The organism is Acidobacterium sp. FHG110202_01 (assembly GCF_059115305.1).
Window position 1 is genome coordinate 383671 of sequence record NZ_JBZYWJ010000006.1, and the last position, 25706, is coordinate 409376.

Annotated in this window: 11 protein-coding genes; 9 read left to right on the forward strand and 2 right to left on the reverse strand. The window is 54.3% G+C overall.

Annotation, left to right across the window (positions count from 1 at the left end; genetic code table 11):
• Positions 1–4 precede the first annotated feature (4 nt).
• From AC5S16_RS15175 to AC5S16_RS15210, 8 genes are all read left to right on the forward strand, one after another.
• Positions 5–1330 (forward strand): polysaccharide pyruvyl transferase family protein, encoded by a 1326-nt coding sequence (locus AC5S16_RS15175; RefSeq protein WP_493930925.1) that lies wholly within the window; start codon positions 5–7, stop codon positions 1328–1330.
• A 120-nt stretch (positions 1331–1450) separates the two neighbouring features.
• Positions 1451–2338 carry a glycosyltransferase family protein gene (locus AC5S16_RS15180; protein WP_493930926.1) on the forward strand — a complete coding sequence of 296 codons (888 nt, stop codon included), beginning with the start codon at positions 1451–1453 and terminating at the stop codon, positions 2336–2338.
• A 75-nt stretch (positions 2339–2413) separates the two neighbouring features.
• Positions 2414–3739 (forward strand): NAD(P)H-dependent oxidoreductase, encoded by a 1326-nt coding sequence (locus AC5S16_RS15185; RefSeq protein WP_493930927.1) that lies wholly within the window; start codon positions 2414–2416, stop codon positions 3737–3739.
• On the forward strand, positions 3736–4824 hold the full coding sequence (gene rfbG, locus AC5S16_RS15190; protein WP_493930928.1) for a CDP-glucose 4,6-dehydratase: 1089 nt from the start codon (positions 3736–3738) through the stop codon (positions 4822–4824). Before AC5S16_RS15185 ends, rfbG begins: the two co-directional genes overlap by 4 nt.
• Before the next feature lie 80 nt (positions 4825–4904).
• Entirely contained in the window at positions 4905–6227 is a 1323-nt protein-coding gene (locus AC5S16_RS15195; RefSeq protein ID WP_493930929.1) for a protoporphyrinogen/coproporphyrinogen oxidase, read from the forward strand.
• A gap of 34 nt (positions 6228–6261) precedes the next feature.
• Positions 6262–6906 (forward strand): PIG-L deacetylase family protein, encoded by a 645-nt coding sequence (locus AC5S16_RS15200; RefSeq protein ID WP_493930930.1) that lies wholly within the window; start codon positions 6262–6264, stop codon positions 6904–6906.
• A 62-nt stretch (positions 6907–6968) separates the two neighbouring features.
• Positions 6969–8447: a lipopolysaccharide biosynthesis protein gene (locus AC5S16_RS15205; protein WP_493930931.1), complete on the forward strand. Its 1479-nt coding sequence runs from the start codon at positions 6969–6971 to the stop codon at positions 8445–8447.
• A gap of 291 nt (positions 8448–8738) precedes the next feature.
• Entirely contained in the window at positions 8739–13001 is a 4263-nt protein-coding gene (locus tag AC5S16_RS15210; protein ID WP_493930932.1) for an alpha/beta hydrolase-fold protein, read from the forward strand.
• A 91-nt stretch (positions 13002–13092) separates the two neighbouring features.
• Here AC5S16_RS15210 and AC5S16_RS15215 read toward each other — a convergent pair whose 3' ends face one another.
• Positions 13093–17568 carry a beta strand repeat-containing protein gene (locus AC5S16_RS15215; RefSeq protein WP_493930933.1) on the reverse strand — a complete coding sequence of 1492 codons (4476 nt, stop codon included), beginning with the start codon at positions 17566–17568 and terminating at the stop codon, positions 13093–13095.
• 798 nt (positions 17569–18366) lie between these two features.
• Entirely contained in the window at positions 18367–21759 is a 3393-nt protein-coding gene (locus tag AC5S16_RS15220; protein WP_493930934.1) for a glycosyl hydrolase, read from the reverse strand.
• A gap of 363 nt (positions 21760–22122) precedes the next feature.
• Between AC5S16_RS15220 and AC5S16_RS15225 the strand changes: the two genes are divergently transcribed.
• Positions 22123–25665 carry a TonB-dependent receptor gene (locus AC5S16_RS15225; RefSeq protein ID WP_493930935.1) on the forward strand — a complete coding sequence of 1181 codons (3543 nt, stop codon included), beginning with the start codon at positions 22123–22125 and terminating at the stop codon, positions 25663–25665.
• Positions 25666–25706 lie beyond the last annotated feature (41 nt).

Here is a 25706-nt window from a genome sequence, read left to right on the forward strand (position 1 = left end):
GCGAATGAAGCAGACAAATAAGAAAATCGCACTGCTGCATCACACAGGCTGCGGAAATTTAGGTGATGATGCAATCATCGACGCTGTCATAGGTAACATCCGACAGCGATGGAATGATGCCGAAATTATCGTCTTTTCCATGAATCCAGATGACACCATGAAGAGACATGGAATTCCCTGCTGCCCCATTCGGAGATACAGATGGGAGAGCCGCAAATCAGGGGCAACAGCTTCCAGCGAGCCCGGCAAACGCAAGCTAATAAGCAGGTTTAAGAAGACAAGAAATCCTCTAGTCCGTCTACCCAGAGCAGCATTCAATGAACTAGCTTTTCTGGTTAACTCGTATCGAACTCTGAAGTCCTTTGATCTTTTAGTAGTCAGCGGTGGGGGACAACTCACCGAACGAGGCGGCCCGTGGAGTTTTCCCTATGCACTTTTTATGTGGACGCGCATGGCTAAGCAGGCTGGAGTTAAGTGTATTTTTCTGAATGTTGGGGCAGGTCCTCTAAACCATCCCATAAGTAAATTCTTCGTTCCCCGAGCTCTTCATGCGGCTGACTATGTATCCTTCCGTGATAAGCAATCACAACAACTTGCCTTAGAACTAGGGTTTAAAGGCAACAATTATGTCTTCCCGGACAATGTATACAGCCTTGAAGTAATATCACCCACAGTGTCAGTCAGAGATGCCAGCCAGCCAGTCGTAGGCGTGGCTCCCATGCCGTTTCCATTTAGTGATCTCCTGCAATACCCGTCGAATGCAACTGCAATTCAAGAGGATCTGATAGGCAAGATAGCGACGTTTGTGTCACTGCTCGTCAAGCAACCCTATTCTCTCAAGCTTTTCGGCAGTGATACCAAGGCCGACCCCGCCGCAATTGAAGATCTGCGAAAGGTCTTGCGAGACCGTCACGACATTTCAACACCGAAATACGATTCGGTTGAGTCTGTCGACGAACTGTTGTCGAAAATGTCTGCAATGGACTACGTTGTTACATGCAGATTCCATGGCGTTGTGCTAGCGCATTTATTAAACAAGCCTGTTCTTGCAATTGCGCACCATCCAAAAGTTACACACCTTATGGGCGATCTTGGGTTGTCAGAATACTGTGTCGATATGCTCACTTTTGACCCTATCCAGTTAATGGACAGGTTCGCAGATTTAGTTCGTAACACAGAAACAATCAAGAGAAGCATGGCGGCAAGTCGAGCAGAGTATGGCGTGAAATTAACGAAGCAATTCGACACTCTCTTTCCGCCGAATTCTACACAAGCATGGATGCCTGCACATGAACCAGCACTCCTGCGAGCAGACGCTACAACCAGATAGGTCTAGTCCGCTTCCATCATACGGGCAAGATAAATACCTCAGTACCATCGGACACTTATCCCTATTCCCTTCTCTCCTCCTCCTCAAATTGAATCTGTCTGTAACTCAAGGAGATCTGTTATGAAAGTCGTACTTTTCTGCGGTGGAATGGGCCTGCGTATTCGGGATAGTGAGAACATCCCAAAGCCGCTGGTGACCATCGGATACCGGCCCGTGCTGTGGCACGTGATGAAGTACTATGCGCACTTTGGCCATAAAGACTTCATCCTCTGCCTGGGCTATGGCGCCGACGCAATCAAGAAGTACTTCCTGCAGTACAGCGAGTGCACGTCGAATGACTTTGTGCTTTCCTGCGGCGGTGCAAAGGTAGAGCTGTTTAACAGCGATATCCATGACTGGCGCATTACTTTCGTCGATACGGGAGTCAATGCCAATATTGGCCAGCGTCTTAAGGCCGTCGAGAAGTATCTCGATGGAGAAGATGAGTTTCTGGCTAATTACAGTGACGGCCTGACCGATATTCCATTGCCGCGTCAACTGGAACATTTCCGGCGGCAAGATAAGATCGCCAGCTTCCTCTGTGTTCTGCCAAACCTTAGCTATCACGTTGTCTCGCTTGAGCCGGGCAGCAGCCTGGTTTCAGGAGTTCACGCGATCACCAACGGCAGTGTCCGCATTAATGGAGGATACTTCATCTTCAAGAAGGAGATCTTCGATTACATCGGCGAGGGAGAAGAGCTGGTGCTCGAGCCTTTCCAGAGGTTGATGGAAGAGCGGCAGCTGATTGGCTATCAACACGATGGCTTCTGGGCCGGTATGGACACTTTCAAGGATCGGCAGGAACTGGAGCGTCTCTGGTCTACAGGTTCGGCACCATGGCATGTGTGGAGAAACAACGGTAATCATTCCATACACAATAGAGTGCCTACTGCTGTTCCTGTTCCGGCGTTATCTGGCTGGAAAGACCTGGAAACGGCCGTGGTTGCGAACGGAAACGCTCGCGATTGACTGGGCAACTAAGATCAAACAACAATCAATCATTTCTTCCTGGCTCGCTTCGAGCCGAATCGCTGGAGACCTCTTATGAATATTGATACTGCCCTCGAGAAGCTGGAGGCTTCTGGAAATCCTATTCGTGTGGGCATAGTAGGCGCTGGAGCTACAGGCCGGGCCATTGCGCTGCAACTGGGAACACCGGTTCCCGGAATGCGGCTGGTCGCGATCGCCAATCGCACACCAGAACATGCAGAACGAGCATTTCGCGAAGGCGGCTTTGCGCAGTGGACACGGGTCAGTTCTTCCCGCGAAGCTGAGGAGAATATTGCTCGCGGCCTGCCTGTGCTGACTGATGACTCTATGGTGCTGACAGGCTGTGATGCCATCGACGTTCTAGTGGAAGTGACAGGCACGGTGGAGTCTGCAGCCAAAGTGGTGCTGGATGCATTCCAACATGGCAAACATGTAGTGCTGGTGAATGCTGAACTGGACTCGCTGATCGGGCCAATTCTGAAGGTCAAGGCTGACGAAGCAGGGGTTGTCCTGACGCATACGGATGGAGATGAGCCCGGAGTCGCCATGACACTGCTGCGCTATCTGCGGACGCTGGGGCTTCGCACTGTTGCAGCGGGCAATATCAAGGGCATGGTCGACTATTACCGCAATCCAGAAACGCAGAAGGCATTTGCGGAGAAGAACGATCAGGATGTGAAGAAAGTCACTTCCTTTGCTGACTCTACCAAGTTATCTATGGAAGCTACTGTGCTTGCGAATGCTACGGGGTTCCGAGTTGGACGCCGCGGCATGTATGGTCCGGCGTGCAATTATGTGCGCGAGGTTGCCAATCTCCTGCCGGCAGAAGAGATGCTGGAGACCGGTCTCGTAGATTATGCGCTAGGCGCAGCTCCGCACACAGGAGCCTTTGTTGTGGTCCACGAAGATTCACAGCTCAAGAAGGCCCAGCTTGCGTATTACAAACTGGGAGATGGCCCGTTCTATGTTTTCTACACACCATTCCATCTGCCTCATCTTCAGATCATGTCCACGATTGGCCGCGCCGTGATTCATCGCGATGCGACGGTTTCGCCTCTCGGCGGTCCGGTGTGTGAAGTGGTGAGTGTTGCCAAGCGTGACCTGAAAGCCGGCGAGCGTCTTGACGGTATTGGAGGGTTCTGCACCTATGGTCTGATCGAGAACGCTGCGGCAGCGCGCAGCGTAAGAGCATTGCCTATCGGCCTGTCTGAAGGCTGTGTGCTGCGTCGGGATGTCGCGAAAGATGATGTGATTTCCTTTGATGATGTCGATGCAGTTCCGGAGGGAGTTGCCGGAGCGCTCTGGCGCGAACAGAATGAGCGCTGGCCGGCGGCGGTAGAATCCACACAGCAGACGCTGTCCATGGCAGGAGCTCGATGAACGTCAGCCACTCGTTCTGGCAAGGCCGTCGCGTATTTCTGACCGGACATACCGGTTTCAAGGGCAGCTGGCTGTCGCTTTGGCTCCATGCGCTGGGAGCCGATGTTACCGGCTATGCTCTTGATCCTCCGACCCAGCCAAATCTTTTTGAGCAGGCGCATGTCGCAGGTGCTATCCGCTCGATACGGGGAGATATTCGAGATTATCCGCATCTCAGAAGCGCAATCTACGAGTGCAATCCTGAAGTTGTAATTCATATGGCCGCGCAATCGGTTGTGCGTCGCGGCTACGAAGATCCGATAGAAAACTATTCATCCAATGTGATGGGCACAGTGCATCTGCTGGAAGCTGTGCGGCAACTCGGGCGGCCGTGCGCTGTGGTGAACGTGACCAGCGACAAGTGCTATGAGAATCGCGAGTGGGTGTGGAGCTACCGCGAGAATGAGCCAATGGGGGGACGCGATCCTTACTCGAATTCGAAAGGCTGCGCTGAACTTGTCACGACTGCTTACCAGAAGTCGTTCTTCCCTCCCGAATCAATTAGCGAGCACGGTGTTGCTCTTGCCAGTGCCCGCGCCGGTAATGCGATTGGCGGCGGGGACTGGACGAGCCATCAGCTTATTCCTGACCTGATACGCGCTTTCATCAGCAATGAATCCTGCCTGATACGAAATCCGTCTGCTTTCAGGCCCTGGCAATTTGTTCTTGAACCGCTGCGTGGATACCTGATGCTTGCAGAACGGCTCTCAGAAAATGGCGAACGTTTTGTCTCCGGATGGAATTTCGGACCCGTCGATACTGACGCCAAGCCGGTATCGTGGATTGCGGATGAGCTAAAACAGCTCTGGGGAAACCATGCTTCGTGGAGTCTGGATTCAGCGGCACATCCGGAAGAAGCGCATGCGCTCAAGCTGGATGCATCGAAGGCCAGTGCGCATCTGAACTGGCGTCCTGTGCTTCCTCTGAAGCAGGCGCTCGAATGGATTGTCGAGTGGTACCAGGCATTTCAAGGCGGAGCTGATCTTCAGCAACTCACCCTTGAGCAGATCAAACGATACGAAGTTCTGGCAGAAAATGGATGCTGATCGGGGCATCTCATGTACTTTCACACTATCCCCCAAGGCCAGTTAGTAATTCAAATCAGAAAATTCGGAGAGATCCATTAATGTCATCGCCAAATATTGTTGTTCTTGGAACCGGAATGGCTGGGTTCGGCGCTGCCTACCGCCTGCACCAGGAGGGCATCGCTCCTGTGATGTATGACAAAAACGCCTACTATGGCGGACATACGACGTCCTTTCGGTATGAGAGCGGTTTCCTGTTCGATGTTGGGCCGCATATCTCATTCACAAAGGACAGCCGCATCCAGGAACTGTTTGCCGACAGCGTAGAGCAGCGGTACGAAACAATACAGATCAATCTGAATAACTACTGGCGCGGATACTGGCCGCTGCATCCTGTACAGCTCCATCTTCATGGGCTACCGGAAGAGACAATTCTTAAAGTCATCAGTGATTTCGTCGAAGAGCGCTATGCTCCGGAGCGGCCGATCCATAATTATGCGGACTGGCTTTATGCGAGTTTCGGCAAGACATTCGCCGAGGAATTTCCCATGCAGTACACGCGGAAGTATCACCTGACAACGGCGGAAAACATGAGCACTGACTGGCTTGGGCCGCGCATTTATCGCCCGAGCCTGGAAGAGGTGCTTCGCGGAGCGGTGTCGGCGTCAGCGCCGCAGGTTCATTACATCACCCACTTCCGCTACCCCAGCGATGGCGGATTCAGGAACTATCTGAACAAGTTTGTTCCGTTAGGGAACATAAAGCTGAATCATGAGCTGGTGTCGATCGATCCTCAAGCGCGTGAGGTCACATTTTCGAATGGCGTGGTCACACAGTACGACTCTCTAGTTTCTTCAGTACCGCTTCCGGACCTGATTCGTATGATCAATGGCGCTCCGCAGGATGTGGTGGAGGCTTCGAAGAGGCTGGCATGCTCCACCTGCATTCTCGTGAATATTGGAGTCAACCGTGAGGACATATCGTCGGCCCACATGACTTACTTTTATGACGAGGACATTTGCTTTACCCGGCTTGGATTTCCGCATATGCTCTCTGCGCGCAATGCACCTCCGGGCACTGGGAACATTCAGGCGGAAGTCTACTTTTCGGACAAATACAAGCCTTTTACCGGTAAGCCCGAGGACTGGATTGAGCCTGTGATTCGCGATCTTCGGCGCTGCGGTCTGCTACGCGAGGATGACGTGATTCTGGAACGCAAGGCGATGTTTCTCAAGTATGCCAACATTATCTTCGATCTTGAACGCTCCGAGGCGCTTAAGACAGTGCATGGCTATCTCGATGAGATTGGCATTGCCTACTGCGGCCGCTACGGAGACTGGGGCTATATGTGGACGGACGAAAGCTTCAAGAGCGGCGAACTGGCTGCGGAGCGCGCTCTGTCAGCGGTTGTATCAGCAACATAAGAACCATGCAGCCGGAGTAGAATAGCGTCTCATCATGATCAAACTGAATCTCGGCAAGAGTGATGGTCCACTGAATGTCCTCTGTCTGGGTGCGCACTCTGATGATATTGAAATCGGGTGCGGCGGCACGATCCTTCGCCTTGCGGAGGAATACCCTCAGTGTGAATTTCATTGGGTAGTGTTCAGCACTATCGGAGTACGCAAGGCTGAAGCACAGCGGGCGGCGGAATCCTTTGCCGGGTCAAGGCTGAAGTATCTGCTGCTGAAAGAATTCCGTGATGGATTCATGCCCTTTGTCGGCCCCGAGGTAAAAGATACTTTCGAGCAGCTGAAGCTGGTATCGCCAGACATTATTCTGACGCACAACAGGCGGGACGCACACCAGGACCATCGTTTGCTGTCAGAACTAACATGGAATACCTTTCGGAATCATTTCATCCTCGAATATGAAATTCCGAAATACGATGGCGATCTTGGGCAGCCGTCGTTTTTTGTGCCACTGTCTACTGAAGCGTGGCAGACGAAAGTTCGTTATCTGATTGATTCGTTCGAATCTCAGCGCAGTAAGCATTGGTTTGAGGAGTCGACGTTTCAATCTCTCATGCGGCTGCGCGGGATGGAATGCAATGCGCCCAGCGGCTATGCTGAAGCCTTTTACTGCCGCAAGGCCGTTCTCTAAAACGACTGCATCTGCAATAAAAATACTCGAGGAGGTATCTGCTTGAGTGGTGTGAGGAAGCGATGAAGGATTTGAAACAACGGGCGATTCGCGGCGGTCTGGCAAAAATCGTCTCACAGGTGACGACTCTGCTGCTGCGAACCGGCTCGCTGATGATCCTGGCCAGACTCCTAGATCCCAAAGATTTCGGCTTGGTAGGCATGGTGACCGCTGTAACCGGAGTTTTCAGCGTCTTCAGAGACTTCGGATTATCGGCGGCAGCCATTCAACGCGAAAGTATTTCAACCGAGCAGTCTTCAACGCTGTTCTGGATCAACGTGCTGGTCGGCGCAACGATGAGCCTCATTACTCTGGCGCTGGGCCCATTTATTGCTGCTTTTTATCATGAGCACCGTCTCATCGCCGTGACGGCTGTACTGGCATCAGCATTTCTGTTCAATTCTGCCGCTGTGCAGCATTGCGCCCTGCTTGAACGGCAAATGCGCTTCGTCACTCTGGCTTGCATCGATACATTTTCGTTGCTGATCAGCACATCGATTGGCATCGGCATGGCACTGTCTGGCTTTGGATACTGGTCTCTCGTAGTCACCACGACCGTCACGCCGCTGGTTTTCACAATCTGTGTCTGGTCGATATCCAGATGGATTCCAGGAAAACCCCGCCGGGGGATGGGCGTCCGCTCCATGATGCGGTTTGGCAGCACGCTCACACTGAATGGCCTGATCATGTATTTTGCCATGAATCTGGACAAGATCCTATTAGGGCGATTCTGGGGCGTCACCGCACTTGGACTTTACGGACGAGCCTATCAACTCATTAACATTCCAACCGACAACCTGAATAACGCTGCCGGGGGCGTTGTCTTCGCGGCATTATCCAGGCTTCAGAATGAGCCGCAACGCCTGAGGAGTTATTTCCTTAAAGGCTATTCTCTGGTGCTCTCATTGACAGTGCCTATCGCGTTTACATGCGGGCTGTTTGGCAACGACATCATTCACGTTTTTCTTGGCGCTAAGTGGAACAGCGCAGGTCCAATCTTTCGCCTCCTTGCGCCTGTCACTTTAGGCTTTGCGATTCTCGCGCCTCTTGGATGGCTGCTTTCTGCCTGCGGGCTCGTCGGAAGGGGCCTGAAACTGGCTATGACTATTGCTCCTCTTCTCGCATTAGGCTATGCAGCAGGCCTGCACTGGGGACCGAAGGGCGTCGCCCTGGCATACTCTGCCGTAATGACGCTGTCCGTGATTCCATTGATCGGCTGGTCTGCACATGGGACTCCCGTTTCTCTGCGGGATCTCTTGCTGGCTATAAGTCGACCTTTACTATCCGGAATCCCGGCTGCCGGACTGGCTCTGGGATTGCAGTTTTTCTGGGGATGGCGGTTGTCGCCAATTCCCAGACTGGGGACAGGCGTCGTCGTGCTTTGTTCTGTCTATCTCTTGATGCTTTTATATGTAATGAAACAGAAGCACTTTTACCTTGAGATTATTCGAGGGTTCATGGGAAGACGGTCAGCCAATGAACCTCTTGCGGTTTCTGCGTAGCAAATCCTTTGAGCAGTCAACAGCTTTCTTCCACATCCCGGTTTTCTCATTCCACAGAATTAACGGCCCTTCAGTACTTTAGCTGCTGCCTGGTACTCCTGCCACAGTTCTAGCGGACACCGATTCCTCGCAGATGCTTTTCTTTCCGAGTCTCCTACTATGAATCGATCCATATCTTTGATGCTCCCCGAGAGCAGAGTCCGAGGCCAAGGCACTGTCAGGCCTTGCAACTGCAACGCATGGATTCGACATCTGTCGATCCTCGCGATCTGTTTGTTGCTGGGCCTGGCCGTGATCGCACCTTTGGTCCATGCGCAAAGCAACGCGCCAGCAATGACCGTCGGGACTCCTACAGTTGACGCCAACGGAGTGAAGTATTATCCCGTGACGTCTATCTATCAGGGGTCGCAGCAGCAAATCATTCGCGTGCTTGAGCCGACGAATCCAGTGCCGGGAAAGCCTCGGCGATTTCTATATGTGTTGCCTGTAGATCAGGGGGTTAAGGATCTGACGTCGATGTGGAGTGACGGGCTGGAAGAGCTGCGATTGCTTGATGTGCCCAATCGCTTCAACATGACGCTCATTTCTCCATCCTTTAACTATGAGCCGTGGTATGGAGATAACGTTGATGACCCTACACACCGGATGGAGAGTTTCATCATCAACGATCTGCTTCCATTTGGCGACGCATTTGCGCAAGGCAATGACATTCCGCAACACTATCTGATCGGATTCAGCAAGTCTGGAAATGGCGTTCTCTTTCTTATTTTCCGCCATCCAGATCTTTTCAGCGCAGCAGCAGCGTGGGATTCCCCTGCGCAACTTAGCGATTTGTCGGCCTTCTCTGCTTTACCAGAAAACTTTGGGACACAGGCAAACTTCAACCTCTATAACATTCCTGCGCTTGTATCGAGCAGCGCTCAGCCGTTCCAGCAGCGAAATCGCCTATGGGTCAGCGGAGACCAGGCTGCCTGGACCGCAGACATGATACAGCTGCATAACCAATTGACGGCGGCCTCCATTCCGCATACCTGGGTACAGGGTGGCGTTCGGGAACATAGCTGGGGCAGCGGCTGGCTGGATGGTGCAGTCACAGATCTCGATGCTAATGCATTGCCTGCTGCCCAAGCTGTCGTACGCAGCAATGGCCAGCCGGGAGGAACACTGCCGGCCGGAACGACTCAGGCAACGTTGAGCCTGACGACCAGCGGAAGCGCGACATGCCGGTACGCGTCAAGCGCCGGAGTAGCGTACAGCACGATGGTGAACACCTTCAGCACTACTGGAGGAACCACGCATTCAACATTAGTGACCGGACTGGTGGATGGGAGCAGTTACAGCTTCTATGTGCGCTGCCAGGACGGAGCGGGGAACGCGAATTTTAATGACTATGCAATCGCCTTCTCGGTGGCAACAGCCAACGGAGACATCAGCAGCAGCTTTTCCGGAGTCGAAGATCCATTGTCGGAAAACGGAAGGTGGGATGACCCTGGGTCCTGGACGGCCCTGAAGAAAAACAACGGCGTCTACACAACAGAGACTACGAGCGCAGCGCGGCTGGCAATGCCGACTGTGGGCGCTGATCAGTTCGCGGAGATCACATATGATCAGGATCCAGGCTCCACGAGCTGGCCAGGAGTCATGACCCGCGTACAGGGCTCGGCAAATGGGAGTGGCTATCTCGCAATTGCATATGCAGGAGAAGTACAGTTGTATCGAGTCGATGACACTGGGTCGCTGAATTTCACCGCGCTGGCATCGGCAAATGCGAGTGTGGGCGCGGCGCCGCGACGGCTGCGGCTAGAATCGCAAGGAACGACACATCGTGTGTACTTCAATAGCGTGCTGATGCTGAGTTATACGGACGGCACATACGCGACGGGACAGCCCGGCATTGCGGATGCCATCTTTGGTGGACCTACGGTCAAAATCCTGTCCTTTACTGGCGGCGTGCTGACCGGTGGAGGAACTGGCGATACGACGGCACCGGTGCGCAGCGAAGGACAACCGAGCAGTGTACTGGCATCGGGGACGACACAGACAACATTGAGTCTGACAACAAGCGAAAATGCAACCTGCCGCTATGCAACGACTGCAGGTGTGGCTTATGGGTCGATGACCAATACTTTCAGCGTCACTGGAGGAACTACTCACTCGACACTAGTGACGGGCCTGGCAGATGGAAGCAGCTACAACTATTCCGTGCGGTGCCAGGACAGTGCGGGCAACGTCAACCTCGACGACTATGCAATCAGCTTCTCGGTGGAAACAGCCAGCAGCGGTGGCACAGGCAGCAGCAGTTTCGGTGGAGTTGAGGATCCGCTATCTGAGAACGGGATGTGGGACAAACCGGGGTCGTGGAGCAGTCTGAAGAAGAACAACGGCGTGTATACGACCGACACAACCGGCGGAGCACGTCTGGTAACGCCTGTGACCGGCACCGATCAGTTTGCCGAAATCACCTACGATCAGGATCCCGGAGCATCAAGCTGGCCTGGAGTGATGACGCGGGTGCAGGGCCCAACGAATGGGAGCGGATATCTGGCGATCGCCTATGCAGGGCAGGTGCGACTGTACAGGACCGATGACGTGAGCGGACTAAGCTTCTCTCAGCTTGCATCGGCAAATGCGAGTGTGGGAACAGCGCCACGGCAGCTACGCCTCGAATCGCAAGGATCAACGCATCGTGTGTATTTCAACGGTGTACTGATGCTGACCTACGTCGACAGCACATACACTACAGGGCAACCTGGTATTGCTGATGCCCTTTTTGGTGGACCTACGGTCAAGATCCTCTCCTTTATAGGTGGCGCGCTATCCGGTTCTGGTTCTGATCCCGGTGGAGTCGGCGATACGACACCTCCACAACGAAGTGGCGGGCAGCCAACTGGAGTGGTGGCTGCGGGAACAAGTCAGACGATGCTGCGTCTAACGACAGATGAAAATGCGACATGCCGATATGCGACGACTGCTGGTGTGGCATACGATTCCATGACAAATGCGTTCAGCGGCGCGGGCAGTACATCGCAGTCAGTAGTAGTGGCAGGACTCGTGGATGGAACCAGCTACAGCTACTACGTGCGCTGCCAGGACGCTGCGGGAAATACAAATCCGGATGATTATGTAATCGCCTTCCTGGTGGGAAGCTCTGATGGCGGAACGGGAACAACCGTTAGCAGCAGCTTCGCAGGAACAGAAGATCCGCTCTCCGAGAACGGGATGTGGGCCACGACCGGATCATGGACAGCCTTAAAGAAGAATAACGGCGTGTACACGACGCAAACCACGAGCGCTGCGCGGCTGGTGGCTCCGGCAGGTGCAGATCAGTATGCGGAAATTACCTATGATCAGGACCCGGGAACGGCAAGCTGGCCCGGAGTGATGACACGCTTGCAGGGAGCATCCAACGGGAGCGGATATCTGGCGATCGCATACGCGGGCGCAGTGAGGCTCTACCGGACCGATGATACCGGTGGACTGAACTTCACCCAACTGGCGTCGGCGAATACGGATGTGAGTGTGGCGCCGCGGAAGTTGCGCCTCGAATCACGGGGATCAACTCACCGTATGTATTTCAACGGTGCGCTGATGCTCACCTACACCGATAGCACCTATAGTACTGGGCAGCCCGGCATTGCCGATGCTATCTTCGGTGGACCCACGGTCAAGATTCTCACATTCTCCGGCGGCTCATTATCAGATAGCACTGCTCCGGTGCGGAGCGCTGGACAACCGAGCGGCGTGCTGGCATCGGGGACTACACAGACATCGTTAAGCCTTGCCACTGATGAAAATGCCGCATGCCGGTATGCGACTGCAACAGGCATCGCGTATGGGTCGATGACCAATACCTTCAGTACCACGGGAGGAACGGCGCACTCGACACTGATTACGGGGTTAGCGGATGGAGGCACCTACAACTACTATGTGCGCTGTCAAGACGGGACAGGCAATGCAAACTCAGACGACTATACGATCTCGTTCTCAGTGGGAACATCGGGTGCTGGCGCGTCGATAACCAGCAGTTTTGCCGGAGTCGAAGATCCACTGTCGGAAAATGGGATGTGGTCCACGACAGGATCGTGGACAGTTCTCAAGAAGAACAACGGCGTTTATACGACACAAACCACCAGCGGAGCGCGGCTGGTGGCTCCAGCTGTGGGCACTGATCAATATGCGGAGATCACCTACGACCAGGACCCGGGAACGGCAAGCTGGCCCGGAGTCATGACGCGCGTACAGGGGACATCCAATGGGAGCGGATACCTGGCAATTGCTTATGCCGGACAGGTACGTCTCTATCGGACTGATGACGTCAGCGGATTGAACTTCACCCAGCTGGCGGCGGCGGACGTGGATGTTGGAACGGCTCCACGACGACTGCGTCTGGAATCACAAGGAGCGACTCACCGAATCTATTTCAATGACGTGCTGATGTTGAGCTATACGGATAGCACGTACACTACTGGGCAGCCTGGAATCGCCGACGCAATTTTCGGCGGACCTACAGTCAAAATCCTATCTTTCTCGGGCGGGGCCTTAACAAACAACTAAATCCTGTATTTCTGTTGCGTCTATCTTCTCGGGGAGGGATGCGTGCAGCACTTGGTGGAAAGTGCTGCGCGTATCCCTCCCCTTTTTGTTTTCAGGGAATGGTTACGGTGGCTACGTTCGATGGATTGCTTTCTACCCCCGAGGCATCGACGCTCTTCACTTCATAGGTATAACTCACACCGCTTTGAACCGCGGTGTCCACATAAGCGGTTGTTGCTTCCAGAGACGAATTCAACAACCCGAACGATCCAGTACCGGTTGCCCGGTAGATGTGATAACCGACGACAGCGACGGGCGAGTTGGTCGGAGCGGCCCATGTGAGATCTACTTCATGGCTTTCCGCAGCTACGCCGCTACCACTAAGGTTGACTGCTGCAGTTGCATTGGTGGAGGAGTTGCTGGTGATTGTGAGTTGTCCTGTGACCGCACCTGCCGCAGTCGGTGAGAACTGAACCTGCAACGTTACTGACTGTTGCGGATTGAGGGTGAGCGGGAAACTCTCTCCAGATACAGTGAAGTCCACGCCTGTTACATCTGCTGCATTGATAGTTACCGGCGCGGTTCCGGTCGAGGTCAGCGTAAGGGACTGGGTAGCTGAAGATCCGACCGTCACGTTGCCAAAGCTCAGACTGGCTGTACTGACTGACAACTGCGGGCTGGTAGCGGCTGTGCCGGTACCACTCAGATTTACTGTCGCATTCGAATTCGTGGAAGAATTACTGCCGATCGTCAGTATGCTTGAGGCCGGACCGGTCTTAGTCGGACTAAATTCGACTTCGATCGTTAGAGCCTGACCTGGAATCAGGGTTAGCGGGAAAGACTCTGGAGAGATACTGAAGCCGGAACCGCTCAAGGTGAGGGAGTTGAGGATTGCAGCGATTGTCCCTGTCGAAGTAAGGGTGAGCGGTTGTTTCGATGAAGATCCGACCGTCACATTACCAAAACTCAGACTGGCTGCACTGACTGATAATTGCGGGCTGGATGCGGCCTTGCCTGTACCACTCAGGCTGACTGCGACCGTGGCATTCGTGGAGGAATTACTGGCAATTGTCAGCTGACCAGTAACAGCTCCTGTGTTCGCTGGCTGGAACTTTACCTGCAGCGTTACAGATTGCTGGGGATTGAGCGTAAGCGGGAAAGTGGCGCCGGAGATACTAAAGCCAGTGCCAGTAATACTTGCGGAGTTGACAGTTACTGCTGCGGTTCCGGTTGAGGTGAGCGTAAGCGGCTGTGTGGACGAAGAGCCCAGCGTCACGCTGCCAAAACTCAGACTGGCTGCACTAACTGATAGTTGCGGGCTGGGGGCAGCGGCACCAGTACCCCTCAAACTCACCGAAGCAGCTGCGTTGGTGGCAGAATCGCTGTCAATCGTCAAAGTGCCCGATACAGTGCCGGTCGCTGTCGGAGCAAACCGCACCTGCAACGTTACTGACTGGCCCGGATTCAATGCGAGAGGAAATGCAGTCCCTGAAACTGTAAAGCCGGTATTGCTTACAACCGCCGACGTAACCGTAACAGGGGCAGTTCCGGTTGAAGTGAGAGTGAGCGGCTGTGTGGATGACGAGCCGACGGTTACATTACCAAAGCTCAGGCTGGCAGCGCTGATAGATAGCTGCGGACTCGGAGCCGCGGTGCCGGTGCCGCTCAGTCTCACACTGGCAGCGGCACTCGTTGCGGAATCGCTCTCAATAGTCAGAGTGCCGGATTCCGCTCCCGTTGTTGCCGGAGTAAAGCGCACATGCAGCGTTACTGACTGTTGAGGATTGAGGGTAAGCGGGAAGGTAGATCCGGAAACACTGAATCCCGTACCAGTGATGCCGGCTGAGCTGATGGTTACTGGAGCTGTCCCTATCGAAGTTAGAGTTAGTGGCTGCGTCGACGAAGAGCCGACTGTTACGTTGCCAAAACTCAGGCTAGCAGCGCTAATGGACAATTGCGGGCTGGCAGCTGCAGCTCCAGTGCCGCTCAGGCTGACTGTTGAAGTTGCATTTGTGGAGGAGTTGCTCTTGATGGTCAACTGACCGGTCTCTGCTCCTACATTTGTTGGATCAAACCGAACTTCAAGGGTTACGGCCTGTCCGGGATTGAGTGTGAGCGGGAAGCTTTCTCCGGAAACGGTGAATCCGGTACCAGTCACAGCAGCAGAATTGACAGTAACGGCGGCTGTTCCCGTTGAGGTCAGCGTGAGTGATTTGGTTGTTGGAGATCCGACAGTTTCGCTACCGAAGCTCAGGCTGGTGGCACTGAGAGAGAGCTGCGGGCTTGAAGCTGCAGTTCCTGTTCCGCTCAGGCTGACGGCTGTCGTCGCGTTGGTAGAGGAATTGCTGTGAATGGTCACGCTGCCTGTAACAGCTCCGGTTGCCGTGGGAGCGAATTGCACGTTCAAGGTAACGGACTGATTCGGATTCAGGGTCAGCGGCAGGGATTCCTGAGACGCGCCGAATTCCGCTCCTGACACTGTGATTGAGCGAATGGTTACAGCGGCAGTTCCGGTGGAAGTCAGCGTTAGCGGCTGCGTCGAAGATGTACCAGCTGTCACATTCCCAAAACTCAGGCTTGCCGGTTTGACAGACAATTGCGGGCTGGGGGCAGCAGTTCCTGTGCCGCTCAGGTTAACCGTTGCCGTCGTATTCGTGGACGAATTGCTGTCGATGGTCAGCAGTCCTGATACAGCGCCAGTTGCTCCAGGTATGAAGCGCACTTCGATCGTCGCCGTCTGGCGTGGGTTCAGAGTCAGTGGGAAGGTTGCCCCTGTAACACTGAATCCAGTGCCTGTCACATTTGCAGAATTAACCGTGACTGGAGCTGTTCCGGTGGACGTTAAAGTGAGGGACTGCGTGGTGGATGTACCAACTGTCACATCTCCAAAGCTCAGGCTGGCAGCGCTGAGAGACAGCTGCGGACTGGTAGCAGGCGCTCCTGTGCCGTTCAGGCTGATGGCTGCGATTGGATTAGTAGATGAGTTGCTGGTAATCGTCAGATGACCTCTAGTAGCGCCTGTTGTTGCAGGAGAGAAATGCACATGTACCGTCACGGCCTGACGCGGATTGAGAGTGAGCGGGAAGGTTGCTCCGGTAATGCTGAATCCAGAACCAGTGACGGCAGCTGTATCAATTGTCACGGGAGCTGTTCCCGTCGATGTCAGGGTAAGTGGCTGCGCAGACGATGATCCTAGAGTTACATCGCCGAAGTTCAGGCTGGCGGCACTGACGGATAATTGTGGACTTCGAGCGGGTGTTCCAGTGCCGCTCAGGTTGACCGTTGCCATTGCATTTGCAGCCGAGTTGCTGCTGATGGCCACATTGCCAGAGCTCGAACCTGTGTCGGTTGGAGTGAATCGTACCTGCAGCGTCACGGACTGGTGCGGATTCAGCGTGACAGGGAAAGACACTCCTGAGATGGAGAATTCTGTCCCATTCACAGATACTGAATTTATTCTCAGCGGACCTTTTCCGTTGGAGGTGAGTGTAATCGGCTGGGTGGACGACGATCCTACCGTCACATCACCAAAATTCAGGTTCGTTGGATTAATTGTCAGTTCTGGAAACACGGAAGGAGCTGACGTGCCAGTACCACTCAAGCTGACAACATTAACCTGGTGATCTGAGTAGTAGAGAGTGAGACTTCCTGTCGCTGCTTCGGTTGATGCCGGGGTGAATGTGACAGGTAATGTTGTGTATTGGCCCGGATTGAGAGTAATTGGAGATTTTACCTGGGGCACACTAAAGCCAGCACCCGCAGGCGTTGCCCAATACAAAGTAACTGGAGCCGTTCCTGTAGAAATAAGAGTGACATTTTTCGTCGAAGATGCGCCAACCGTCACGTCGCCAAAGTCCAGGCTTTGGGAGCCGACAGACAAATGTGAATCAGGCTCAGGTGTACCCGTTCCACTCAGGCTTACGGTAGCAGTTTTATCATCTGTGTAGTACAGCGTAAGGCTACCGGTCACTGCTCCAGTCGCCGCCGGGCCGAACTGCAATTGCAGCTTGGTTGACTGGCCCGGATTGAGAGTAAGCGGGAAATTCGCTCCCGATATGATAAAGCCTGCTCCTGCAAGCGCCGCGCGATTAATCGTAACCGGAGCTGTTCCCGTAGACGTCAGAGTAAGTTGCTGCATTGCAGAGAATGTGGTGACAGGCACCTCTCCGAAATTCAGACTCGCATGGTCAACAGTCAACTGGGGCGAAGTGTTCGCAGCCAGACCCACGCCGCTGACCGAGGCCTTGGCCAGAGGCTTCGCCGAGGCATCCATCGCCGTGAATTCTCCGGAATAGTACGCGCCGCCATCGGGTTTAAAGCCTATATCCACGCTGTACGTTGCGCCCGGCGCGATGGTAACCGGAAGATTGCCCTGGCTGCTGACAGAAAAAGTTTGACTGCCCACGGTCAGTGACGCAACACTTACGGACGCAGATCCGGAATTGACAAGCGAAACCTTGCTGCTGACCGCCTGACCTACAGGCACGTTACCGAAATTAACAGCATTCGGAGAAACAGCAAGCAAAGCGCTGGCGGCCGAACTGCCTGTCAGGCTATTCGGTGAAACGCCACAACCGGAAGCGGTCACAATAAGACAGCAGGTCAGCGCAATGAAAACGCTGCTGTACCAGCTTTGGAACCTGAAAGATTGAAGGCTGCTGTGAAGGCGGTGCAAGATAGGCTGCACGCTATCTTTGCACAAAAGGGCAGAAAACGACGTATCGTTGGAGCCCAGTGGGGGAGAAATTTTTTGGGACACCAGCCTCACCTCTGCAAAACGTTGATTTTTTCCAACGGCAGATCAAGAGAGACAGGTCTGAAACGAGAAGCTGAACAAGGCCCCTCAGGTTCGCGTTACGGTTATTTGAATAGATACCGCTCGTCGGCAAACCCGAGACTAACTTTTTCGAGCCTGGAGCAAAAGAGCGAGCGACCCGGTAGGAATGAAGTTGCAGTTGCTTCTGCAGCTCAGCGGGACAGCAACGTTTGGATGGACTTTAGAGCAGGACCCAACTACGAATACGTTCTAGATGCTACTACGTCCGCCATCATAATGGCGAGTCAGCTACATATTTTCAATAAATTCTAATCTGCAAGCTTTTCATTGCATTTTGGTAGTTCCGTTCCAGCGGGGAAAAGAGAGCTAAATCGCCGAGTATCAAATTTGCCCGAACTCGATGGAGACGTAAGCCGACTTCGATACCGTTGTGAGCTTGTCATCGCCTAAACCATGAAGATGCCCCATGGGGACGCGACGCATTTTGACCGGCGAGAACCAACCTAGCCGATAACGATTCCACAGCAAACCGAGTTTTCAATAAGGTCGCGCAGAACTTTGCTTACGGCCGAAAATCGTAAGCAAAGTTCCTAAGACACACTGAATCACTTAGGGCGTAGCAGCTGAATAGATGCGCACAGGACCCAGCAGGCCTGAAGGCAACAGCGGCGAATTCGCCTTATATGGTTTTACGTCAGCGAATGTGTATTTAGTTTTCGCATCCGGTTGTTCATCGCCGATCAGGCGGTTGACCCATGCATTTGTGACCTTGATCGTAACCTCATTTGCTCCCGGCTTCAGAGCGTCTGTTGCATCGACGCGATACGGCGTATGCCATACGACTCCCAGCGATTTGCCATTGACGCTGACCTCGGCCAGATTCTTGACGTCGCCCAGATCAATCCACAAGGTTGCGCCTTTCTTGAACCAGTCAGCAGAAGCCTGCACGGTCTTCGTGTAGGTGCCTGTGCCGGAGAAGTACTTCACTCCGGGCTCTGTGTTGTCGCTCCAGGAAGACAGCGACTGCAGCGTGATGGATGGCGGCGCTCCGCGATCCGGCTGGAAATTGACCTTCCATGGTCCATCGAGTGCAGTAAGCTGTGTTTCGGCAGGCTCAGGCAGTGTACGGGAGGCTTCCGTTGTCTGCTTCCGGAAAACGACGAACACTGTGCCCCATGGCTCAAACTGCAATGGCACAGTCGTGCGATCGTCGGCGATTCTGTAGGAGGCAGGTTTTGATTTTCCTGTTTCTGCGTACCAGAGCTCCGGAGCGCGGCCTGCGATGCGGAAGGTTGCTTCTACTTTTGTGGGGCTGTCACTCCGGTTGTCGAGGAAGTACAAATCTCCATCGGGCAGTTTGCGATGAACAAAGAGGATCCTCGTGTTACTCTCGGGTTTGGTGTAGTCGAAATCGGGAGCGAGGTTGAGCGCGTGGAACACATCCGCGAGGCTCGTGCCTGCATACACAGTGCCTTTGCCGACATGATGCACGCCTGTGCCGCTGCCGAAGAGCTCGTCGTTCAGCTTGCGAAATTCTGCATTGTTGTCAGCAAGGCTTGGGTCGTCGTCTGGTTTCGGTCCCGCAACAACGGCGCCGTCTTCGACGAGCTTATGAATCGCGCGCAACACGGGCAATGACATGTGCTTGCTGTAGGGATCGAGCCCAAGCACGCGGTAATTCATCCCGCTCTTCGTCTTGATGCGGCCATCGGCCACGCTCAACTCGTGGATCAGGCCGTCGGCATTGATGTAGTCGAAGCCGTAGCCTGCAGGGATATCCGGCGATTTATGGGCGAAGATGGCGGTCAGGTTAGAATCTTCCCCGTAGAAATAGACCAAGTCTGCACCGAAGTGCCCCTGTTGCAGCATGTAGCTACTGCGCGCCAGATAGTTGACCCATGGACCGGCTTCGTCCGCCCAGGTTTCGTTGCGGTTGAACCACTGGCCGAATGGCCCAAGCGTTAATCCAGGCGCTTTGCCCACTAGTGGCTGATGAGCCGACTCGTGGATCACGAAGCGGTTGATGCCATTCAGCAGCTCCTGGTCAGCTGTTGGCCTGAGCGTAGCGGGCGACCACGCCCATGGAGCTGCAGCGGCGGTCAAGGATTCGGCGGCGACGAGATTCTGGCCATAGATATGCGCGACGGATGCCGACTCGCGATCATCGGCGTTGTAGCCATATTGCTCCTTGTTTACGCCGGGCGTCTGTGTCCACATGGCGCTCATTGGAATATCAGCAAGCTTCTTCACCTCCATACCGTCGGCGACAAACGCGCGCTCGCTCTCGTGCGATTCGCCATAGTGACCGATGCCGCGCTCCTGCAAAGATGCCTGCACCTGTCCGTAATGCTCATCGGCGATGAGGTCTCCAATGGTCTTGCGGAAGTCCCACAGAAACGCATCGCTCGCTTCAGAGCTTTCGACGACGTAGCCGGCAAGGACAGGAAGCCACGGAGCGGGATCATAACCGCGCCGCTTCTTGAACTGGGCGATCATGTCGTCTGTCCAGTTCTGCGAGCCGGCCTCCCAGCTGTCGGTAATCACATACCGGATGCCGCGCTTGCCCATCAGATCAGCACCGACGGTTTCCTTGTAGCTGTCCAGATAGTGGTCCATGTAGTTCTTCACATAGGTATGGTTCAGCTTGTCGACTTCAAGACCGGTGGCTTCTGCAGTTGCCGGATGGTTGGTAATACCAAGCAAGGAGTATCCAATGCGGAGCACGACCCACTTGCCTGGAGGAGGCGTCCAGTTGAGGGTGCCGTCTGCGCTCATCTTCGAGGTCAGGTCGATGACATTGGATTTCGCGATGGCCTCGTTCCGGGAAAAAGATGGGGTCGCGAATCCGTAAAGATCGGGAACAGGCGTAAAGGCTGCCTTGTCTTCAAACCGGTTGACGCGAGAGCCGGGGTGCAACACGAGCTCGGAGATAAGGTAGTCGGTTGGAGCCTCTCCTCTCAACCCCAGAGATTTTGGATCCAAACCAACTGCCCATGCCGGCGGAGGAGGCGGCGGAACACGCTTAAATGAGACACGGAAAAACCTGGCCTTTACCGGGGCGAACGAAACAGTGTGCTCGGGCGACCCGCCTTCGGGAACGTCGACGATGGTGCGAAAGTTCTGCCCGTCATCGCTGGCTTCCAGGGATTTTTGAGGATTTGTGATACCGGTCACCGCAGCGGTAATCCGATCAATGCCCTGTGTTGCAATGGTGAGCGAGCGGACCGTTACCGGCTGCGGAAATTCATACTGAATCCACGCGTCCTGCCCCGGCGCTGGAACTGGCAGTTTCGTAGTCTTCTCAAGGTCGCCATCACTGAGCATGGCTATATCGGGTGAACCTGCGCTGGCAGTGATTTTCGCATGGAGGGACTCGATGGAAACATCATCTGCAGGCTTGCGAAACGCTACGACAGCGGCATCTGCATAGAAGTGCGGAGCTTCTGCGCCACCAGGAGCAGGGATTTGATCACGGATGCCTACATTCTGGAATGCTCCGGTATTCGATGGCGGATGGGTGAGCGTGCCCGTAAACGGCTTACCGCCTTCCGCGTAGGTTTCGCTCCAGACGTATTTCTTCATTCCCTGTGCGGGCGGCACCCATGGGCCACCGGTTTCGCTCCAGCCTGGAGAACCCGCGATGGCTTCTTCCATGCCGAGCTGGTCGGCAAGCGTGGTGGCGTAACGGAAGGCGTCTTTCCATTCCGGCGTCATGTATGCCAGGCGGTGCTCCACAACCTGAGGAGTGGAAAGCGCGGCATCGAAGTTCTGGAAGCCAGCTAGGCCGACGCTATGCATCCATTCAAGGTCGAGCTTGATGCCCTCCTTGGTGATATTGCCGTTCATCCAGTGCCACCACACCCTGGGGCGGGCACTCTCGGGTGGATCTTCGAAGCCGCTCTTCAGCGGATCAGAGCTGTTCTGTCCCAAAACTGAGCTGGCAGAGAGGAGCAGAATGCCTGCTCCCATAAGCACCATGAATGGAATGGATTTCTTCGTCATTTTTTAGTTTGCGCTCCCACGTCTACTTCACAAAACGGGAGCAGCATAACACGGGGAACGCACAGTCCGAAAGAAAAACTAGTTTTCTTTTGGAAAGAAGCTACGAGATGAGGAAAGCCAGGAAAATCGATTTTGTATATCTAAGTACGTGTGTCTTCGTTGATGAACTCATCTACGATGTTTCATTTGAGAATTATTTTTCCTCTTGACAACTGCAATTGCAGGCCGATAACGTTTCGCCCGACCGGAAGAACCCGATCGTCGAGGCTTCCGCAATAAGGCGAACACTGGGCAGGGCCCGAGCCGTTTTCATTACCGGCTTGCAGCCCCGCCGTGCAAGAGAATTCATCGAGGAGGCGCCAGATGTTTCGCAATTTCATTCAATCCCTTTGCACCCTCATGGTCATGCTCGGGCTTGCCTGTGCAGCGTACGGCCAAGGCGGCGCCAGCGGCACAATTCTGGGCACAGTAACGGATTCGACCGGAGCCGTTGTGCCAAATGCCACCGTAGTCGTTACAAATACGGCGACCAGCGTTTCACACCAGATACAGACGACAGCGGCAGGAGACTATTCCGTTCCTGATCTGCAGCCCGGCCTGTATTCGGTGAATGTACAAGCGGCCGGGTTCAGCAGCCAGATGGTGAACAAAATCACGCTCGTAGTCGCGCAGCAGGCGCGCGTAAATGCGGTTCTGAAACCGGGCACAGCGGCTGAAACAATTCAGGTCAATGCGGGGGCTGTGGCGCTTGATACCGATACATCCTCGGTATCGCAGCTTGTCAGTCAGAAGCAGGTGGACCAGCTTCCCTTAAACGGGCGAAATTTTCTCAACCTGCTCTTTATTGGCGGCGGCGCTGTACAGACGGTCGGCGAGCAGGGCCAGATGCGGCAAGGCGAAGGCAATGCCATCAGCATCAACGGCGCGCGCCCGGAATCGAACAACTATACGCTCGACGGCATGGTGAACACTGACACGGCGCTAAATACTCCGGCTGTGATCCTGTCGCAGGATGCGATCCAGGAATTCAAGGTGCAGAGCGAAACCTATTCGGCAGAATATGGTTTCGGCGCAAATCAAGTGAACATCGTCAGCAAGAGCGGCGGCAACCAGTTTCATGGTTCGGTCTTTGAATTTGCGCGTAACGACGCGTTCGATGCGAGCACCCATTTTCAGCCGGTGAAACCGGAACTGCGGCAGAACCAGTTTGGTTACGTGCTCGATGGTCCGGTATGGATTCCGAAAATTTATGACGGCCGCAACAGGACGTTCTTTCTGGCGAATTACGAAGGGTGGAGAATCGTCAACGGCACAAGCTCCTATTCGAATGTTCCTGATCCGACGCAGCTTTCCGGGAATTTCTCCGCGTCCAATCTGCCTGCTTATGGAACAGCAGACTGCACAAACGCTTTGAACAGCAGCAATCCGTGTATGCCAATTGATCCAACAACAGGACAGCCATTTCCAGGGAATGTGATTCCATCCGGCCGATTCAGCAACCTGGCCAATGTAACAACGAAGCTCTTTCCTGCTCCCAACTGCTTTACCAGCGACTGCCTGGGCAACTATCACCTCAGCGTGAATCTGCCGAACGATACCGATCAGCAGACTTACCGGCTCGATCAGAATATTGGGAAATGGGGCTCGGTCTTTTTCCGCTATACCAAGGCCGACTATTCGCTGCAGACTGCAAGCACGACTTCCGTTCCTGCCGGATTGAATATCTTTTCGGAGAACTCGACGAGCTGGGAAATTTCTCACACGATTTCCCTCGGGCATAACATCATCAACAATTTTCGCGTCGGTTCTCTGGGAGCAACTGTGATTCAGGGTGACAGCCCGGCACCGCAATCCGATGTTGATGCACTGGGCCTTACTGGAATCTTCACAGATCTGCCGGATTATGCACGCGGCTACCCGAACATTTCCCTGCAGAACCTCAGCGGCGCAGCCGGCAGTCCCGGCAATAACCCCACCACCAGCGATATACCAATGTGGGAGTATGCCGACTCATTCTCAATACTGCACGGGCGGCATTCACTCAGTATGGGTTTCGACTTCCGCACGTGGGTTCAGAAGCGCGACCTGTCCACTAATTTTCTCGGCAGCTATGGCTTCAACAATACGACCATCAGCCAGAACGGTAACAATGGCACGAACAACTGCTCCACACCTTACTGCGGAAGCGGCAATGCCACAGCGGATTTTCTGCTTGGCTACTATAACGGCGCGAGCACCTTCCAGCCCGGACCATTCAGCCAGACTGGATCGCAGCCGGGAAACCTGAACCAGTATCACTTCAAGTACATTGGTCCGTATTTCCAGGATGACTGGAAGGCGACGCCGAATCTGACACTGAACCTTGGCATTCGCTGGGATTTTCGCACGATTCCCTATGAAGCCAGCGACAAGATGTTCTGGGTCGATACTCAGAATGCCGGCGGCGGACTCTGCTTTGCCCGACAGGCACTTTTGACTGATGGCATCGCTCCGGCAGGCAATGGGTTCTACCGTTACTGCGGACGCAATAATCCGCGCGATCCTTCCTATGAAACATTTGCGCCGCGCTTCGGATTTGCCTATCGCCCCTTCAAAGACAACAAGACTGTTGTGCGCGGCGGCTATGGCGTCTTCTTTGATTCGTCAGAGACGCGCGAGATTGATGACTCCGGAGATCTGTATCCCTTCGTGATTCGCACCAGCCTTTCGCCAACAACAGACGCCACTATTCCCAAGCTGACAAACAATCTGTTTCCGGTGACCAGCACTCTGCTCCCGGTGGCTGTGGGCAAGAACAATGGCGCCACCTATCCGGCAGGGAGCCAGTTCATCGCCGTCATCATTTCAGAACACCCCATCAATCCCTATGTACAGCAGTGGTCCTTCTCGGTGCAGCGGGAGCTTGCGCCTAATACCACGCTCGAAGTGAACTACGTCGGCAACAAAGGTACGCACCTGCTCGACCGCACGAACATCAACCAGCCATTTCCGGCAGCGAATCCTGTATTGTGCCAGGCCGATCCTACCGCAGCTGACTGCCCGGCACAGTTACGAGTTCCCTATCCGAACTTCACCAACACAACCGGCACACTCGACAGCCGCTGGGATGGCTACTCGAATTACAACGCCGGCAATGTGAAACTCGAACGGCGCACTACCGATCTTGCTCTGCTTGCTGTATATACATGGTCGAAGAGCATGGATGATAAATCGGCGGCTGCCGGCATTGGCGCAACCAATGGCTATGCGGGACACATGGACGATCACAATCCTCAGCTCGATTATGCCCGCTCGGACTTTGACGTCGGCCAGCGTTTTGTCGTCAGCTATGTCGCAAATCTCCCCATCGGGCGGGGGAAGCGGCTGCTGGGCAATGCAAACAAGGCCGAGGATCTTGCCATCGGCGGATGGCAGCTTACCGGGATTGCTACTTTCCAGAAGGGTTTCCCATTCTCAGTACAGGCAAATGACAACTTTGGATTGCTCGAAGCCCATAACCAACGCGCCGACCTAGTAGGCAAGCCAAATTCAGGCTTTCACAAAAATGTAAATGAGTGGTTTAACACCGCCGCATTTGCTCAGCCGCTGGCTGGAGCATTCGGCAACAGCGGAAGAAATATTCTGCGTGAGCCCGGAATCAACAACTGGGACATGGGACTGGCGAAAAACTTCGCCTTCAGTGAAAGGGTGAACTTCCAGCTGCGCCTCGAATCATTCAACACCTTCAACCATACGCAGTGGGGAGTGGATCCTGCCTCGCCTACGGCGGCTGCGGGCGGCCCGGGAACGGGCGCGGTCGACCGGAACGTGAATGATCAGCCGCCCAGTACAAACACAAACTTTGGACGCATCACCTCTGCACGGCCCGGGCGCATTCTGCAGCTCGGCGGAAAAATTACCTTCTGATTGTGCCTCCCTCAAAGGGTCTGTCAAGTATCTATGGCGGA